The sequence below is a fragment of the Streptomyces sp. S6 genome (genome assembly GCF_054880855.1).
Genome location: NZ_JBTYMC010000127.1, coordinates 1 through 18,048, shown reverse-complemented (window position 1 = coordinate 18,048; position 18,048 = coordinate 1). Strand labels below are relative to the sequence as shown.

Sequence of the window (18,048 nt, the reverse complement as noted above, 5' to 3'; positions counted from 1 at the left end):
CCGGCGCGTGCACGACCGGCTCCGGGGGAGCGGGGTCACCGGTGCGGGCGGCCCGGACGAGCGCGACGGCCGCACCGGCGGAGAACCCCGGGGGCGGTTCCTCGCCGCGCAGCACCTCCTCGAAGAGGTCCACGCCGACGACGTCCACGAACCCCGGCACCGGTGTGGTGGCCAGCTCCTGGGCGGTGCCGATCACGTCGAGGGTCCGGCCGATGCCCCGGCCCGCCTCGTTGAGGATGAGCAGGCGCTGGCGGGCCCAGTACTCGGCGCTCATGTCGAAGCCCCAGTTGGCGACTGCCCGGACCCGGCCCTCGGCGTCCCGGACGGGCCAGATGCTGGTGGCCCAGGCGTTGGCGTAGTCGCTGCCGAGCGGCTGGAACACGGTGATCAGCCGCGTCGGCTCACCCGTCCGCCCCACCTCGGCCAGCGCGTCGGTGTACGCCTTGTCGCCCAGACCGGGGAACTTGTCGAGGTACTTCAGGCCGCGCACCTGTTCCTCGGTGTGCGCCATCACCCGGCACGCGGAGGCGTTGACCCACAGGAACCTGAGGTCGGTGTCGTAGACGCCCAGCGCGAACGGGGACTGCTCGAACGCCAGGTCGGCGATGACCGGGCGGCGCTCCCACCGCTGGACGGTCAGCACCTGCCCGCCGTCGCCGGCCAGTGGCTGGACGTCCACCACGACATCGACCGTGGAGCCGTCCCGGTGCCGCAGAGCCACGCACCCGGAAGGGTCCACACCCCCGGGAAGCAGATCGGCCAGGGGCCGCCCGACGACGTCCTCCGCCGCCCACCCCAGCAGCAGCCGGCCCCCCTCACTCCAGCCGCTCACCACCCCGTCGGGCCCCACCACAGCCACGGCAGTGGGCGCCCTCCGCGCACCGGCCATCTCCACGCCACGCCTCCGTCCGGCAGGCCAGGGCCGCCGGGGCTCATTCCCGACGGCCGCCTCCAGCCTAGGCCGCAGGCCGCCGCACGGCGCTTCGACCGGGGCGTTCGGGGCGTTCGGGGTGCGAGGCCGGGCCGCTTCGAGGAGGCCGGGCCCGGCCCTGCACGCCGGTTCAGTCCCGGAACGTCACCCGCGCGAGCCGTACCGTGCCGTGCAGCACGACCCGCACCTCGTGCACGCCACCCGGCACGGCGGCCGGAGCCTCCAGCGTGACGTACGTGTACGGACCGTCCGTGGCGGGAGAGAGGGCGAGCGGCGGGCCGTCGGCCACCGAGACCTCGACCGTGCCCTCGCCCGCCGCCTCGACGGTGATCCCGGTCGCCCCCGAGGAGCCGAAGTCGCAGGCGCGGAACAGGAGTTCACCCCGGCCGCCGGCCGCCGGCGTCACGGAATCACCCGATGTCTTGGCCCGGTCCACGATCTCCGTGCCGCTCTGCTCGTCGAAGTCCGCCGCCTCCAGGCCGGCGGCGAGGACGGCTCGGGGGAGGGTCGGCTCGCCGGTGAGGTGGACGGTGCCGGTGAGGCGGACGTCCTCGGCGGACGCGCCGACGACGAGCTCGTACGGGCCCGGCTCCACCCGGTGGCGCCCCTGTGCGACGTCCCAGAACGCGAACGCCGACGCCGGTACCCGGAAGGCGACCTCGGTGGTCTCGCCGGGTGCGAGGGTGAGGCGCTCGTGTGCGGCCAGTTCCCGGCGGGGGCGGGGGACCGACGGTTCCACGGCCCGCAGGTAGAGCTGGGGGACCTCGTCGGCGGTGACGTCACCGGTGTTGGTGACGGTGAACGAGACCCGGACGCCGTCGCCGTCCTCCTGCGGCTTCAGGCCGTCGTAGGAGAACGACGTGTAGGACAGGCCGTGGCCGAAGGGGTAGCGGGGGGTGCCCTCGAAGTAGAGGTAGGTCTGGCGGCTGCCGATGACGTCGTAGTCGAGGAGGTCGGGGAGGTCGGCGTCGGCCGCGTACCAGGTCTGGGGGAGGCGTCCGGCGGGGGAGACGTCGCCGGCGAGGACCCGGGCGAGGGCGGTGCCGGCCGCCTGGCCGCCGTGGGCGGTCCAGAGCACCGCGGGGAGGTCCGCGTCGTCCACGGCATAGGGGTACGCCGAGGTCAGCGCGAGCACGGTGGCCGGGTTCGCGGCACGGGCCGCGCGCAGCAGGCGCTCCTGGTGGGCGGGGAGGACCAGGGTCGTACGGTCCTGGGTCTCACGGCCGTTGATGTGCGGGTCGTTGCCCGCGACGACCACGACGACGTCGGCGCCGGCGCAGATCCGCTCGACCTCGTCCTCGCCCCGCTCGACGGTGACCACCTCGAAGATCTCCGGATCCTCGGCGGCAACCCGTACCCCGTCGGCGGCGACTCGGACAGGGAGTCCCGTACCGATGTGGCGGAGGAGGTGGCCGTTCTCGTGGGGTTCGAGGCGGAACGTCTCCTGCACGACCCACCCGCCGGGCTGGTCGGCGGACGCGCGCAGGTAGCCGTCCGCGGCGACCGACAGGTACCGCCCGTCGGGCGCGCGCAGCGTGAGGATGCCCTCGTCCCAGTCGACGAGGGCGAGTTCGGTGCCGGTCGCGCCGCAGGTCAGCGGGGGCAGGTCGGTGCGGCCCGCGAGGAGCGCCGGGTCGAGCGCGCCCTCGGCGCCGCGCACCTCGTCGTCCGCCTCGGCCTGCGGGACGGTCAGGAAGGTGCCGTCGGACGTCTTGAGCAGGACGCGGTCCACGCCCTCCGCGAACGTCACGTGGTCCGTGCCGAACCGCTCACGCAGGCCCTGGAGCGGGGTCGAGCGGTGGAGGAGGTTGCCGCTGTACCAGTCCCGCTTGCACTCGTCCGCGAGCAGCCCGACCACCGCGATCCGGGTGCTCGGCGCGAGGGGGAGCAGACCGCCCTCGTTCTTGAGCAGGACGATCGCCTGCTCGGCGGCCTCCTGGGCGAGCGCGCGGTGCTCCGGGGTGTCGAACGCGGCGTCGGAGGCGTACGGGTCGTCGGCCGGGTCGAACTCGCCGAGCCGGAAGCGGACGGACAGCTGGCGCCGGACCGCCTTGTCGATGTCGCCCTCGGTGAGAAAACCCTGTTCCAGCGCGCCCCTGATCCGGGCGATGATCTTGGAGCTGTCGGTGCCGTGGTCGGTGAAGCTGTCCACGCCGGCCAGCAGCGAGGCGGCCGTGGCCTCCTCGTGCGTGTCGAAGTAGTGCTCGGAGTCGGCCAGGTTGGAGGGGGCGCCCGCGTCGGAGCAGACGAAGAGGTCTTCGTCGGTCCAGGTGCGCAGGTGGTCGTTCAGATAGGGGGAGACGTGGTTGGGACGGCCGTTGACCAGGTTGTACGCGGGCATGACCCCGGCGACGGCACCGGCTTCGACCGTGGCGCGGAAGGCGGGCAGGTCGTACTCGTGCAGGACGCGCGGGCGGACCGACGACGAGCAGGTGTCGCGGTCGGTCTCGTTGTTGTGGGCCAGCCAGTGCTTGAGGACGGGAGCCGTCCGCCAGTACGTGGGGTGGTCGCCGCGCAGGCCGTGCGTGTACGCGGTCGCGATGGCCGAGGTCAGGCGGGGATCCTCCGAGTAGCCCTCCTCGTTGCGGCCCCACAGGGGGTGGCGCAGGAGGTTCACCACCGGCGCCCACACGTTGAGGCCGACGCGGTCGTCACGGGTGCGCATCGCGCGGACCTCGCGGGAGACGGCCTCGCCGACGCGGCGCACGAGAGCGGGGTTCCAGGTCGCGCCGAGGCCGACCGCCTGCGGGAACACCGTCGCCGGGCCCATCCAGGCCACGCCGTGCAACGCCTCCTGGCCGGTGCGGAAGGCCGGGAGGCCCAGGCGGTCCACGGATGGCGTGAACTGGTGCAGGAAGCCGATCTTCTCGTCGAGGGTCAGCTGCGACAACAGGGCGTCGACGCGCTTCCCGATCGGCAGCCGCGGATCGTGAACAAGGGCGACAAGGGCGGGTGTTTCTGCGGACACGTGGGATTCCTTGGCAGAGAACGGCAACAGTCTTCGAAGCGCTTCGATGCTCGTGAGCTACAGGATGAAGTGTCAAGCGATCCGCGTAAATACGTCGGACCAATCTTGGAAGCGACCCTTGTGCCGCCTTGGGTGTTCACTTAACCTCGCTGCAATATCGAAGCGCTTCGACTGCGATTCCGCTCGATTCATGGGATGCCCCACCGTCGAGTGTCCAGGTGTGCACGAAGGGTTGACGCAATGACGCCGAACACCGCCTCCACCTCCTCAGGGCCAGGCCGGAGAAGCTTTCTCGCCTCCACCGCCATCGCCACCGCGGCGATAGCCGGTGGGATGCCTCTGCTCACCGCCTGCGGCGGGTCCGGCGGAAAGAAGGAGGAGGGAACCACCTCGGGCAAGGCCGCCGAGAAGCTCCTGCCGACCTACGTCCCCAGTACGACCGCCAAGCCGGACCTGCCGTCGAAGAACGGCTCCTCCGCCGCCTACACCAGCAAGGTCGACCTCGCCGCCCTCGTCGCCTCGGTCCCGGCCAAGCTCGGCACCGGCGCCCCCCTGAAGATCATGTCCCCGCTCTGGGGCACCCCGCCCAAGCCCGACTGCGCCTACTACAAGGCGGTCGACGCCGCGGCCGGCACCAAGATCACCTGGCAGAACCAGGACGGCACCACCTACGGCCAGAAGCTCGGCGCCGTCCTCGCCTCCAGCGCGATCCCCGACATGGTGGTCGTGCCGTCCTGGGAACTGGTCAGCAACCGGCTCCCCAACGCGATCACCGCGAAGTTCATGGACCTCGGCCCCTACCTCGCCGGCGACAAGGTCAAGAAGTACCCGAACCTCGCCGCGATCCCCACCGACGCCTGGCGCATGGGCATCTTCGGCGGCGCGCTGCGCGGCATCCCGATGGCGACCGCCCCCGCGAACGCGATCGTCCCCTTCTACCGCAAGGACGTCTTCGACGCGAAGGGCTGGACCCCGCCCAAGTCGGCCGACGAATTCCTCAGCTGGGCCAAGGAGGCCACCGACCCCAAGGCCAAGGTGTACGCCTGCGGCGACATCAGCTGGATAGCGGGCGGTGTCTTCGGCGTCGCCCCCGGCTGGAACATGAGCGCCGACGGCAAAGTCCTGTACAACATCGAGCAGCCCGAGTACCTCGAATCCCTGGAGTGGGTCCGCAAGATCTTCGCCGCCGGTTGTGTCCACCCCGACGCCAGGGCCCGCTCCGGGGACGACGGCCAGCGCTTCACGGCAGGACAGGTCCTCGTCTGGGCCAGCGACATGTCCTCCTGGTACAAGACGGTCGCCGAACAGGCCGAGGCCAACCCGACGCTGAAGATCGAGGGCATGGACATCTTCGGTGCCGACGGTGGCAAGCCCGGCCTGTACTTCGGCGCGCCCGCCAACATCTGGTCCATGATCCGCAAGGACGCCTCGAAGGAGACCGTCGAGAACGCGCTCGCCGCCGCCGACTTCGCCGCCGCCCCCTACGGCACCAAGGAGCGGATGCTCGTCGACTACGGCGTCGAGGGCACCCACTACACGGTGAAGGCCGGCGTCCCCGTCAAGAGCGACCAGGGCAACACCGAGGTGAACAACACCTGGACGATGCTCGCCTCCCCGGCCCCCTACTTCGCCCACCCCGACTTCCCCGACGTCGCCCGCAAGCAGGCCGAGTGGCAGCAGCGGATGGGCGCGTTCATGAAGAAGACGTCCACCTACGGCATGACCGTCGTGGAGCCGACCCGCTACGCCAGCCTCTCCAGCCAGATCGAGCAGCTCCAGATCGACTTCGTGCGCGGCAACAAGAAGCTCTCCGACGTCCAGGCCGCCATCTCCACCTGGAAGTCCTCCGGCGGCGACAAGCTGCGCGACTGGTACAAGGAGCTCTTCGACAAGAACGGCAGTGGCAACTGATGCCGTCCACAGCCGTCGAGGAGGCGGTCCCCGAGACCGCCTCCGCGAGGACGAAAGCGCGGACACCGCGCCGGGTGCGGGCGGCCAAGGCCGGCAAGGTGCCGCTGCGGATCCGGCTGCGCCGCGACCGCACGCTCATCCTGATGACGCTGCCCGTCACCGCGCTGCTCCTGCTCTTCAACTACGTGCCGATGCTCGGCAACGTCGTCGCCTTCCAGGACTACGACCCCTACATCTCCACCAACGGCATCACGGCGATCTTCCACAGCCCGTGGATCGGCGTGGAGCAGTTCTCCCGGATGTTCGACGACCCGTTGTTCTGGAGCGCCGCGAGGAACACCCTGCTGCTGTTCGCACTCCAGCTGGTGCTGTTCTTCCCCGTGCCGATCCTTCTCGCGCTGGTCATCAACAGCGTGATCAGGCCCCGGGTCCGGGCCGTCGCGCAGGCCATCATGTACCTGCCGCACTTCTTCTCCTGGGTCCTCGTCGTCACCGTCTTCCAGCAGATCCTCGGCGGCGCGGGCATCATTGCCCAGACTCTGGAGAACCACGGCTGGAGCGGCTTCGACCTGATGACCGACGCGAGCCTCTTCAAGTACCTCGTCACCGCGCAGGCCGTGTGGAAGGACGCCGGCTGGGGGATCATCGTCTTCCTCGCCGCGCTCGCCGCCGTCAGCACCGACCTCTACGAGGCCGCCGCCATGGACGGTGCGGGCCGCTGGCGCCGCATGTGGCACGTGACGCTGCCCGCGCTGCGCCCGGTGATCGCGCTGCTGCTGGTCCTGCGGGTCGGTGACGCGCTCAGCGTCGGGTTCGAGCAGTACCTGCTGCAACGGAACGCGGTGGGCGCGGGGGCCAGCGAGGTCCTCGACACCTATGTGTGGAACGTGGGTATCCAGAACGGCGACTTCAGCTACGCGGCGGCGGTGGGCCTCGCCAAGGGCGTCATCGGGGTCTGTCTCGTCCTGGGCGCGAACAAGTTCGCCCACCTGCTGGGCGAGCAGGGGGTGTACAAGAAGTGAGCCTGAACACGCAGTTGATCCGCAGCCTTCAGGCCCCGCCCCGCCCGGTATGGGAGGAGAAGCCGAGCAAGGTCGGACTCACCGCCAAGGGCGGCTTCCTCGTCCTGTGCTGCCTCGGGGTCCTCGCTCCGCTGTGGATCGTCATCGTCACGAGCCTCTCCCCGAAACCCGTGATCGACCGGGCGGGCGGCCTCGTCGTGATCCCCGAGGGCATCACCTTCGTCAACTACACCGAACTCCTCGGCGGCGGCCAGGTCAGCCGGGCGATCATGGTCTCCGTCGGCATCACCCTCTTCGGGACGCTGTTCTCGATGACGGTGTCGGTCCTCGGCGCCTACGGCCTTTCACGGCCCGGCAGCGTGGGGCACCGGTTCTTCCTGATGACCATGCTGGCGACGATGTTCTTCGGCGCCGGGCTCATCCCGACCTACCTTCTGGTGCAGACGCTCGGACTCACCGACACCTACCTGTCGCTGATCCTGCCGAGCGCGGTCTCCGTCTTCAACATCCTCGTCCTGCGGGCCTTCTTCATGGGGATCTCCCCCGAACTCACCGAGTCCGCCCGCATCGACGGCGCGGGAGACCTGCGCATCCTGCTGACCATCATCCTTCCCCTGTCACGGGCGGTCCTGGCGGTCATCTCCCTGTTCTACGCGGTGGGTTACTGGAGTGCCTGGTTCAACGCGTCCATCTACCTCACCGACCAGCAGATGATGCCGCTCCAGAACGTGCTCATCCAGCTCGTCCAGAAGAACACCGAGGCCCCCACCGGCCTCCAGCAGGCCGTCCGTACCGGGGAACTCTCCGGACTGGGGCTCCAGATGGCCGTCATGGTCCTCGCCCTGATCCCCGTCGCGGTCGCCTCCCCGTTCGTCCAGCGGCACTTCAAGAAGGGCATGCTCACCGGGGCCATCAAGGGCTGACCGGACACCGACAGGCCGGCCGCGCCCGCGAAGGGCACGGCCGGCCTCGGCGCGCATCAGGACGCCGGCGTGCCGCCCATGGTCGTCAGCACCGAGTTGTACGCGGGCTTCTTCCCGCCGCCCGAGTTGAACAGGAGCGGGTTCTCGCGGCTGCGCCAGGAGTCGCTGTCGCGGATGCCCCAGACGGTGATGCCGGTGCAGCGGGCGACGTTGAGGCAGGCGCGGACGGCGTTCGCGTAGGCGCCGGTCCCGGCCTGCGCGATGTCCAGTTCGGTGAGCTGGACGTCCACCCCGAGCGCGGCGAAGTTCGACAGCGTCGTCTGGAAGTTGGACGGAGGGCCGCCCGCGCCGAAGTGGGACTGGAAGCCGACGCAGTCGATCGGCACGCCACGGGACTTGAAGTCGCGGACCATCCGGTAGACGCCCTGCGTCTTCGCCGAGTTCCAGTCCTCGATGCTGTAGTCGTTGTAGCAGAGCTTGGCCGCGGGGTCGGCCGTGCGGGCCGTGCGGAACGCGGTCTCCAGGAAGCCGTCGCCGAGGACGTCCTTGAAGACGGAGCTGCGGAGCTGGCCGCTGCCGCCGTCGGCGAACGCCTCGTTGACGACGTCCCACGCGTAGACGCGGCCCTTGTAGTGGCCCATGAGCTGGGTGATGTGGTTGTTCATCACACCGCGCAGGGTGTTCGCGTCGCGGATGCCGCTCACCCAGCCGGGGAGCTGGGAGTGCCAGACCGTGGTGTGGCCGCGCAGCCTCTGGTTGTGGGACGACGCCTGGCTCGCGATCCGGTCGCCGGGGCCGAAGTTGAACTGGCCCCGGGACGGCTCGACGGTGTCCCACTTCATCTCGTTCTCGGCCGTCACCTGGTTGAACTCACGGTTCAGGATCCCGGTGTACGTGCCGTCACCGAGCCGGCCCGAGGCCACGGCGGTGCCGAAGTAGCGTCCGGACTGGGCGGCCTGGGCGCCGAGGGTGGACGCCTTGACAGCGATGTCGGCGCCTGCGGGCGCTCCTGCCGCGATCCCGGGTGTCACCAGGGTGGTCGCGGCCAGTAGCCCTAAGACGGATGCCCGGCGTGAGCCGAGCTGTTTCAGCGGGTTCATGGTTCTCCTTGGGGACGGGTGGGGGGATGGCCAGGACATGCCTTGGCCACGTCCACGTCCGACAGGCCGAACGTGGAGCGGCTTGTCGAGCACCTTGGATGATTGGGAAGGCGCTCGACCCCGTCAATGACTCTCGCAGGATTCGGTATTCACCTCGAAACATTCGAAGCCCGCGAGAGTGAAAGATCCCCTGGAACCGCTGGTTTCCGCGTCGCCTACCGGATTTTGGCCAGTTCGAACCAGTCGAAGCGGACGGTGCCCTCGGCCGCGTACAGTCCGACGACCCGCCCGGTGAAGCCGCCGGCGACCTCCGTCGACAGGTACCGGCCGTCCAGAGAGGCGAGCTCCTCGGCCGTGCCGTCGGGCAGTTCGACGCCGAAGACGATGTCGTCGGGCCCGGTGCACGGCCCGTACTGGACCGCCGGGTCGGTGACGGTGACGGTGAGCACCACCGGCCCGGCCGGCAGGGGCCGTTCGGCCACGACCGTGCGCAGGGAGCCGACCCGGGCGAGAACCCGCACGTCCGTCGCGGACGCCTCGATCTCGTAGTGGTGCCGCTCGTCGAGCCGGACGGCGAGGCCGCCACGCCCCTCGGCCGCGTCGACGAGCGTGCGCGCCCGGCAGGCGAAGTCCCGCTGGCGGCGGCCGGTGAACACCACGTCGGGCTCGTCGAGGGAGGCGCCCCGCGCGCGGAGCGTCAGCCAGCCGGGACGCTCCCCGGTGGTGCAGTGCTCGGCGACACGGTCCCGCACCGAGATCCAGGCCGGGGCGAGGACGTCGTCCTCGAAGTCGTCGCGGGGCTCCTCGGCGGGAACGGGGGAGAGCGGCCAGGGGAGCGTGGCCGGGTCGGACACCACCTCGCCGACCACCGGCCAGCCGTCCTCCCAGGTCACGGGGGCCAGGAAGGTCTCCCGGCCGAGGACGTGCCAGCCGGGGGTGCCGCCGCGCGGCCTCACCCCCAGGAACACCATCCACCAGGAGCCGTCCGGGCCCTGGACGAGGTCGGCGTGACCGGTGTTCTGGACGGGGTGGCCCGTACCCCGGTGGGTGAGGACCGGGTTCGCCGGGCACGGCTCGAAAGGGCCCTCCGGAGAAGGGCCGCGCGCGATGGAGACGGCGTGACCGCGCTCGGTGCCGCCCTCGGCGATCAGCAGGTACCAGTGCTCGCCGATCCGGTACAGGTGCGGCGCCTCGGGAGCCTTGGCCCCCGGACCGCCCGACCACACCCGGCGCGGCTCGCTCTCCGTCTTCCCGGTCGCCGGGTCCAGGCGGACCTGCGACACCCCGGCGACGGTGCACCAGCACGTGCCGTCCTCGTCCCAGGCGAGGTCGGGGTCGATCCCCGGCACGCCCGGCGACCGGATCGGGTCCGACCAGGGGCCCGCCGGGTCGGTCGCGGTGACCAGGAAGTTGCCGCCGCCCTCGGCGCAGTTGGTGACGATCAGCCAGAACCGGCCGTCGTGATGGCGCAGGGTCGGCGCGTAGATGCCGCCGGAGGACGCCATGCCGACGGGCAGCCGCAACTGCTCGGGCCGGTCCAGGACGTTGCCGATCTGCCGCCAGTTGACCAGGTCACGGCTGTGGAAGAGGGGGATGCCGGGGAAGTACTCGAAGGTGGAGCAGACGAGGTAGTAGTCGTCACCGACGCGGCAGACGCTCGGGTCGGGGTGGAACCCGGGGAGGACGGGCGCGGCGGGCGGGTACTGGACGTGCACTTCAGATGTTCCTCTCGGCAGACGTGCGGGTGATGCGCAGGAGCACCGCGGACGGCGCGGCGGGCAGGGTCACGGTGAGGTTGCCGCTCTCCGGGTCCGGGGTGACGACGGCCCGGCTCGACGCCGGGTACAGCACCTCGGCGTCGGCCACCCCACCGGCCGGGCGGAGCGTGACGCTCGGCTCACCGCCGGGCCTGCGCCAGACGGTGAGGTACGTGGTGTCCGGGGTGTGCAGGGCGAGGGCGATCCAGGGGTCGTCCCAGCCGGGCAGGCCCAGCGGCCAGGACGGCACGGCACCGGGCAGGTCCGCGCGGAGGGCCTTGTAGACGCCGACCGCCTCGTGGACCAGCACGCGGGCCTCGGGTGCCAGGTCCGACAGCAGGCCGGAGAGGTGGATGCGGCCCAGGAGGGAGCTCACCATCGTGAAGGCGACCTCGTCGAGGGAGTCGTCCGGCTGCGGGTAGGCCCAGACGGCGCCCTGTTCGGGGGTGACGGCGGTCGGCGCGGAGGCGGCGATCGGCGCGTACAGCGCCAGGTTCTGCTGGTCGCTGGTGGACTGGAGCTGGAGGCGCGAGAGCATCGCGTGGTCCCAGCGCATACCGCCCGAGGCGCAGTTCTCCACCACCAGGTGCGGATACCGGTCCAGGACGCCGTCGAGCCAGTCGAGGTGGGCGCGGTGGTGGCCGAGGAGCCCTGCGGCCGGGTTCTCGCCGGGGTGGGCGCTGGTCCCGGGGCCGGGGTCGAGGTTGTGGTCGAGCTTCAGATAGCCGACACCCCACTCGCCGACCAGCCGGTCCACCACCCGGTCGAGGTGCTCGCGCGCGGCCGGATGCCGCAGGTCCAGGTGGAACCGGCCGGCCTCCACGACCCGGACGCCGTTGCGGCGGAAGTACGCCTCGTCGGGCAGGTCGCCGGCCATCGGGCTCTGCACCCCGACCACCTCCGGCTCCAGCCACAGCCCGGGGACCATGCCGCGCTCCCGGATCCGGTCGAGCACCTCGTGGATGCCCTTCTCGCCGGGGAACCGCGCGGCGGACGGCTCCCAGGCACCGACCCGGTCCCACCAGTTCCCGTCGTCGTACCAGCCCGCGTCGATGACGAAGTACTCCGCACCCGCTTTTGCCGCCGTGTCGATCAGGGGCAGCAGCTTCTCGGTGGTGGGGTCTCCCATCAGGCAGTTCATGTAGTCGTTGAAGACGACGGGCAGCGCGCTGTGGTCGCGGTGCGGGCGGCGCTGGATCCGCCGGTAGCGGGTCAGCGCGGCGAACGCGGCGTCGGTTCCGCCGTCCGCGCTGAACGCCACGGACACGGGCACGGTACGGAAGACCTCACCCGGTGCCAGGGGCTGGCGCCAGCCGTGGTGGGCGTCGGAGGGACCGAACAGCGCGAGGTAGGCCGCGCCGTCCCGCTCGGCGCACTCCCAGCGCCAGCCGCCGCCGTTGTGCTCGACCTGCCACACCAGGCTGCGGCCGGTGTCACGGTCGGTGAGGCCGCCCATGGGGAGGTGCCCGCAGCTCGACCAGGCCCCCTGACCGGTGAGCGCGAACCCGGAGCGGCCGTTCGCGTGCCGGACCCGTCCCTCCTGGTTCGGCAGCGACAGCCGCAGCGGCTCGCGCTGCCAGCGGCACTCCGCGAACCAGTCGTTGCGCGCCCACAGCAGGTCGGCGGCGTCCAGGGCCGCCGGGTCCGGCGGGGTCAGGCAGCCCGCGGCGAACGAGCTGACCGACTCCAGGTGGAGCGTGTCCGGCCCCTCGTTGCGCAGGGTCACCTCGGAGCTGACCACGGTGACGCCGTCGGGGGAGCGGTAGGTGATCTCCGCAGTCAACCCGGTCTGCGGGTCGTGGAGTTCGACGGTCAGCGTGTGCCAGGCGCCGTCCCGGGACGCGTGGTGGGAGCGGTGGCGCAGGCGGGCGCCGAGCGCCGTCTGGACGAGGCGGCTGCCCGACCAGTCGCGTCCGTGGCCGGTGGCCGTCACCTCCACCGGGGCCAGCGCGCCCCGGTCGCCGTGGCCCTCCTCGCCGGGCGCCCCGAAGTGGATCAGGCGGCCCTCGGGGGTGAACCGCAGGTGCAGGGCCTCGTGTCCCCAGCTCCAGCCGTCGGTCATCGGGCGCCCTCCAGTACGGCGCAGCCGCCGGGCGCCAGTTCGGCGAGTGTCGTGCCGGTGAGCAGGTCGTGGGCGGAGGAGGGGAGGGGCACGGTGTCCGGGGTGTGGTTGATCAGGACGTGCCAGCGGCGGCCGTCGGGCGCGTGCCGGGTGACGGCCTCGACGCCGGCCGGGAGGTCCGGCAGCTCCGGCGCGACGCCGGCCTCCTTCAGGAGCCGTTGCACCAGGGCGCCGTACCCGGCGTCGTCCAGCCACGTCGACAGGTACCAGCCCTGGCCGGTGCCGAAGCGGTGCCGGGTGAGGGCGGGGCGGCCCTCCAGCATGCCGTGCGTGTACGCGGCGAGGGTCTCGGCGCCCTCGGTGTGCAGGGACTCGCTCCACACGGTGCCGTGCGAGCCGTCAGACAGGGTGATCCGCTGGTCGGTGCGCAGCGGGCGGTGCTCCTCGACGCGGATGCCGAGCGTTTCGCGCAGCGCCGGGGCCGGGTAGCCGCCGAGGCGGGCGTGCATCCGGTCGTCCACGTACCCGGCCGCGTGCTGGACGAGGAGCGTGCCGCCGCCCTCGACGTACCGGCGCAGGTTCTCGGCGGCCTCGTCCGACAGCAGGAACAGGGACGGCGCGACGACCAGCCGGTAGCCGCTCAGGTCCTGGTCGGGGCGGGCGAAGTCGACGGTGACGCCCGCGTCCCACAGCGCCCGGTGCGCGGCGCCGACCATCGCCTGGTGGTCGAGGCGCTTGGAGGGCAGGCCGTTCGCCTCCAGCGCCCACATCGCGTCCGGGGAGTCGAGGACGGCGACCTGGGCGGTGACAGTGGAACCCGCCAGGGCGCCGAGGGCTGCGACCGCCTCGCCGGCCCCGACGGTCTCGCGGAAGATCCGGCTGTCCGGGCCCGCGTGCGGGAGCATCGCCGAGTGCCAGGTCTCGGCGCCCGCCCGGGACTGGCGCCACTGGAAGAACAGGGCGCCCTCCGAGCCGCGCGCGATGTACCCGAGGGTGTGGCGCAGGACCTCCCCGGGCTCCTTGCCGAGCACCTGCTCGCCGTCGTAGACGGTGCTGGTGCCCTGCTCCATCAGCAGCCAGGGCCGGCCGCCGCCCAGGGAGCGGGAGAGGTCGGCGTAGTGGGCGGCGTTCGCGGCGGCGTCCAGGCCGGGGGCCATCGGGTAGTGGTCGGAGGTCACGACGTCGAGTTCGTCGGCGAAGGCCCACATGTCGAGCCGCAGGTTGTACTGGAGCATCAGGTTCGTCGTCACCGGGCGGTCGCTGTGCGCGCGGATCGCGTCACGCTGCTCGCGGTAGGCGGCGATGATCTCGTCGGCCCAGAAGCGGTGGAAGTCCACGGTCTGGCCGGGGTTCTTGTGGTACTGCGTCGCGCGCGGCGGCAGCACCTGCTCCCACGACGTGTAGCGCTGGCTCCAAAATGCCGTGCCCCACGCGTCGTTGAGGGCGTCGAGCGTGCCGTGCCGGGCGCGCAGCCAGATCCGGAACGCGACCGCCGCGTGGTCGCACCAGCACAGCGTGCCGTACTCGTTGTGGACGTGCCACAGCGCGAGGGCGGGGTGGTCGGCGTACCGTTCGGCCAGCGCTCCGGCGATCCTGCGGGCCGCCGCGCGGTAGGCCGGTGAGGCGAGGCAGTAGGTGTCGCGGCTGCCGTGCACGAGCCGGGTGCCGTCCGGTGTGACGGCCAGCGAGTCGGGGTGGGCCAGGGTGAACCAGGGCGGCGGGGAGGCCGTCGGGGTGGCGATGTCCACGGCGACGCCGTTCGCGTGTAGGCGGTCTATGTGGGCGTCCAGCCAGGAGAAGTCGTAGCGGCCCTCCTCCGGTTCGAGCAGGGCCCAGGAGAAGACGCCGAGCGTGGTCAGGTTGACGCGGGCCCGGCGCATGAGGACGTCGTCCTCCCGCCAGGTCTCCTCGTCCCACTGCTCGGGGTTGTAGTCGCCACCGAAGGCGAGAGAGCCCAGGCGGTCGGTGATGCCGCGTGCCGTCATGACGGTTCCTCGGGATGGTCGGGGCGTGTCGAAGCAGGGGTGTCGAAGCGCTTCACATCGAAGCGAAGGTAACGGAGGTGTTTCGCGCGAAACAAGGGCTTTGAGATCGAGAAACTTTCTTCATCAGCCGGTTATGTGTGCCTTCTGGACATCCCTGGAGGTGTCGATGCGCTTCGACGGCGAACGTGGCCCGATATGGCGTGTCCGGCCTCTGGACGCCGCTCTTCCCCCACCCCTTAATACATCCCATGTCTGAACCCATCAGCCGCCGCGCGGCGCTGACCGGTGTGGCCGCCATGACAGCCGCCGCGGCGATCACCCCCGCCCTCGCGACCCCTGCCCTCGCGACCCCCGACCGCGCCGCCGCCTCCCCCCAGCCGCTGCCCCTCCTCCCGCTCCGGGTCCCCCAGCCCGACCTGGGCGTCGAACAGCAGCCCGACGACAAGATCCGCTGGATGCAGGACGCCAAGCTCGGCATGTTCATCCACTGGGGCGTCTACGCCGGCCCCGCCAAGGGCGAGTGGTACATGGAGAACGCCGCCGTCACCCCGGAGAACTACCGGAAGTACGTCACCGACACCACGGCCCAGCAGTTCACCGCGAGCGCCTACGACCCCGCCGAATGGGCCCGCCTGGCCCGGGACATGGGCGCCAGGTACACGGTCCTGACCGCCCGGCACCACGACGGGTTCGCCCTGTGGCCCTCCACCCACCCGAACGCCTGGACCGCCGGACAGGCACCCCTGCGCAGCGACTTCATCGCCCGCTACGTCTCCGCCGTCCGCGAGGCCGGACTGCGCGTCGGCCTGTACTACTCGCCGCTGAGCTGGCGCTACCCCGGCTACTACGACGTCCGGGGTACCAACTGCCTCCCCAACAAGTGGGGTTACGTCACCGATCCGGCGCACAAGGAGAACGCGCGGATCATGAAGAACGAGGTGTACCAGCAGGTCAGGGAGCTGGTCACGCAGTACGGCGCGATCGACGACCTGTGGTGGGACGGCGGCTGGCTCGGCCAGACCGGCTCCGACGCGGACGCCGCGTTCTTCTGGGAGCCCGGCAAGTTCCGCGACCCCGCGAACGAGTGGCCGGTGGACGCCGCGTACGGCGAGACCGACCCGGCGACGGGCCGACCGCTCGGACTGACGGGGCTGGTCCGCAAGCACCAGCCCGACGTCGTCACCACCCTGCGCTCCGGCTGGATCGGCGACTACACCAGCGAGGAGGGCGGCTCCGTGCCGACCGGCGCGATCCGCACCGGGAAGGTCGCGGAGAAGTGCTTCACCATCGGCGGCGCCTGGGGCTACGTCGCCGGGGCACCCGTGATGAGCTTCGGCGCCATCATGAACGTCCTCGTCAACGCGTGGGTGCGGAACATGACGGTCCTGCTCAACGTCGGCCCCGACCGCACCGGCGCGATCCCGGCCGACCAGGCGGCGGCGGTGCGCAGGGTCGGCGCCTTCCTCGCCACCTACGGCCCGTCCGTCTACGGCACCCGGGGCGGTCCCTGGCAGCCGGTCGACGGGCGGTACGGCTTCACCTACCGGGACGACACCTTCTACGTCCACCTCCTGCCCGGCCACAGCGGCACCACGTTCACCACCCCCGCCACCGGGGACGCCGCCGTCACCCGCGTCTTCGACGTCGCCACCGGCGCCGCCCTGCCGTACACCGTCGCAGCGGACGGCACGGTGACGATCACCGGCATCGACCGCACGCGCAGCCCCGAGGACACCGTCGTCGGCGTCACCCTCGACCGCTCCGTGCAGCCCGCCGACATCGCCGCCGGGCGGCCCGCCACGGCGAGCAGCGAGGAGAGCGCCAAGGGGAACACCGCCGCGAAGGCCGTGGACGGGTCCACCGCGACCCGCTGGTGCGCGAACGGCGGGGGCGCGGGGGAGTGGCTGACCGTGGACCTCGGGTCGCGGAAGTCGCTCACCGGAGTCCGGATCGCCTGGGAGTTCCCGGCGATGAACTACCGCTACCGGATCGAGGGTTCGGCCGACGGGACGGCCTGGAGCACCCTGGCCGACCTGACCGCGACCACCGCGACCGGGCAGGTGCAGGTGTCCGCGTTCCAGGCGCAGGCCCGGTACGTGCGGGTCACCGTCACCGGGCTGCCCTCCGGGACCTGGGCGTCGATCCGCAGCCTGGAGGTCTACGACCGGCCCTTCACCGCGTCGTGAGTTGACCGCCGGGGCAGCAGCACAGGTTGCACGAGCCGGCGCCGCTCCACCCCACCCCGCCTGTTGATCACCGAGATCAGCAGATCGACCGCCTCCGCGCCGACCAGATCGGGGCGGAGGCTCAGGGTGGTGACCGGCGGGACGGTCGTCGCGTAGTCGGGGTCCTCGCTGACGCACGCCACCAGCAGATCCTCCGGCACCCGAAGGCCCCGGTCGCGGGCGGCGGCGAGGGCGGTGTGGCCGGAGTCGGAGTAGACGCCGAGGACCGCGTCGGGGCGCGGGGTACGGTCCAACAGGCGGTCCACGGCGTGCCGTTCGGCCGTCAGGTAGTCCGGCGTCGAGTCGTACTCCTCCACCAGGGCCGGTGTCCCGTGCTCGGCGCACCAGGAGCGGTACGCGTCGGCGACCAGCGCCGGGTACGCGTCGTCGTGCACGGGGAGGGAGAGCGCGACGCGCCGGGCGCCGGCTCGGGCGAGGTGGTCGAGGAGGAGGCGCAGGCCGGTCGCGTGGTCGGAGTCCACCCAGGCGTCGCAGGGGTGGGGATCGGGCGGGCGGCCCTCGGTGATCATCGGGACGCCGCGCCGGCGCAGGATGGCGCGCACCGGGTCGTCCGCGCGGGGGTCGACGTGGATGACACCGTCCAGGGGGGTGTTCAGCCACATCCACGGTGACGTCGAACTCGGCAGGGTCAGCAGGAGGTAGCCGCGTTCGTGGGCCGCCGCCATCGCGCCGAGGGTGAGCTGCGCGTAGTAGGGGATCTCCGTGTAGGCGACGGGCAGGTCGCCGTACGTCGTCATGGTGAGGCCGAGGACTCCGCTGCCGCCCCGGGCGGTGTACCCGATGGTGCGGGCGGCGGCCAGGACGCGCTGCCTGGTCTGTTCGGAGAGGCGGCCGGTGCCGTTGAGGGCGTTCGACACGGTGGCGGTCGAGACCCCGGCGCGCGCGGCGACGGCGCTGAGCGTGGGACGCCGCCAGGCACGAGAACTCGCCACGCGCATCCCCTCGACACCCGATGAACGCTTGTAGTTAAAAACTTAATCACTCAGCCTACCCGCGACGGCGGCAACCGTGGCCGTCCCGTGGAGGAGTGATGAAGATGTCCGACACCCCCGAACCGACCGCGAACGGCCCGCTGCACCGGCGGACCTTCCTGGCCGCCGCCGGAGCGGGTGCTCTCGCGGCAGCCGCGACGGCCACCCCGGC

The 18,048-nt window shown here is 71.6% G+C and carries 11 protein-coding genes; 4 read left to right on the top strand and 7 right to left on the bottom strand.

Annotated features, from left to right (window positions below):
• Both ACVNF4_RS19035 and ACVNF4_RS19030 read right to left on the bottom strand, forming a co-directional pair.
• Positions 1–889, bottom strand: an 889-nt coding sequence (locus ACVNF4_RS19035) for a PAS domain-containing protein (RefSeq protein ID WP_461804039.1), incomplete at its 3' end; no start/stop codon positions are given.
• A gap of 172 nt (positions 890–1,061) precedes the next feature.
• Positions 1,062–3,899, bottom strand: a complete 2,838-nt coding sequence (locus ACVNF4_RS19030; protein WP_461804038.1) for a glycoside hydrolase family 3 C-terminal domain-containing protein — start codon at positions 3,897–3,899, stop codon at positions 1,062–1,064.
• Positions 3,900–4,139: 240 nt separating this feature from the next.
• Here ACVNF4_RS19030 and ACVNF4_RS19025 point away from each other — a divergent pair, with 240 nt between their 5' ends.
• From ACVNF4_RS19025 to ACVNF4_RS19015, 3 genes are read left to right on the top strand one after another with little or no spacing between them, the layout of a single operon-like run.
• Positions 4,140–5,810 carry an extracellular solute-binding protein gene (locus ACVNF4_RS19025; RefSeq protein ID WP_461804037.1) on the top strand — a complete coding sequence of 557 codons (1,671 nt, stop codon included), beginning with the start codon at positions 4,140–4,142 and terminating at the stop codon, positions 5,808–5,810.
• Positions 5,810–6,832 carry an ABC transporter permease gene (locus ACVNF4_RS19020; protein WP_461804036.1) on the top strand — a complete coding sequence of 341 codons (1,023 nt, stop codon included), beginning with the start codon at positions 5,810–5,812 and terminating at the stop codon, positions 6,830–6,832. The genes ACVNF4_RS19025 and ACVNF4_RS19020 overlap by 1 nt, the downstream gene beginning before the upstream one ends.
• Positions 6,829–7,755, top strand: a complete 927-nt coding sequence (locus ACVNF4_RS19015) for a carbohydrate ABC transporter permease (RefSeq protein WP_461804035.1) — start codon at positions 6,829–6,831, stop codon at positions 7,753–7,755. Before ACVNF4_RS19020 ends, ACVNF4_RS19015 begins: the two co-directional genes overlap by 4 nt.
• 56 nt (positions 7,756–7,811) lie before the next feature.
• Here ACVNF4_RS19015 and ACVNF4_RS19010 read toward each other — a convergent pair whose 3' ends face one another.
• From ACVNF4_RS19010 to ACVNF4_RS18995, 4 genes are all read right to left on the bottom strand, one after another.
• Positions 7,812–8,855, bottom strand: coding sequence for an endo-1,4-beta-xylanase (locus ACVNF4_RS19010; protein WP_461804034.1), 1,044 nt, complete (start codon positions 8,853–8,855; stop codon positions 7,812–7,814).
• 215 nt (positions 8,856–9,070) lie between these two features.
• Positions 9,071–10,570: a glycoside hydrolase family 43 protein gene (locus ACVNF4_RS19005; protein ID WP_461804033.1), complete on the bottom strand. Its 1,500-nt coding sequence runs from the start codon at positions 10,568–10,570 to the stop codon at positions 9,071–9,073.
• A gap of 1 nt (position 10,571) precedes the next feature.
• A complete protein-coding gene (locus ACVNF4_RS19000; RefSeq protein ID WP_461804032.1) occupies positions 10,572–12,674 on the bottom strand; it encodes a glycoside hydrolase family 36 protein in 2,103 nt (700 codons plus the stop codon).
• Positions 12,671–14,659, bottom strand: coding sequence for a beta-galactosidase (locus ACVNF4_RS18995; RefSeq protein ID WP_461804031.1), 1,989 nt, complete (start codon positions 14,657–14,659; stop codon positions 12,671–12,673). The genes ACVNF4_RS19000 and ACVNF4_RS18995 overlap by 4 nt, the downstream gene beginning before the upstream one ends.
• A 248-nt stretch (positions 14,660–14,907) precedes the next feature.
• Here ACVNF4_RS18995 and ACVNF4_RS18990 point away from each other — a divergent pair, with 248 nt between their 5' ends.
• Complete coding sequence (locus tag ACVNF4_RS18990; protein ID WP_461804030.1) at positions 14,908–16,845, top strand: alpha-L-fucosidase; 1,938 nt, start codon at positions 14,908–14,910, stop codon at positions 16,843–16,845.
• Here the strand turns inward: ACVNF4_RS18990 and ACVNF4_RS18985 are convergent.
• On the bottom strand, positions 16,818–17,837 hold the full coding sequence (locus ACVNF4_RS18985; RefSeq protein WP_461804029.1) for a LacI family DNA-binding transcriptional regulator: 1,020 nt from the start codon (positions 17,835–17,837) through the stop codon (positions 16,818–16,820). The genes ACVNF4_RS18990 and ACVNF4_RS18985 overlap by 28 nt on opposite strands.
• Positions 17,838–18,048: the final 211 nt, after the last annotated feature.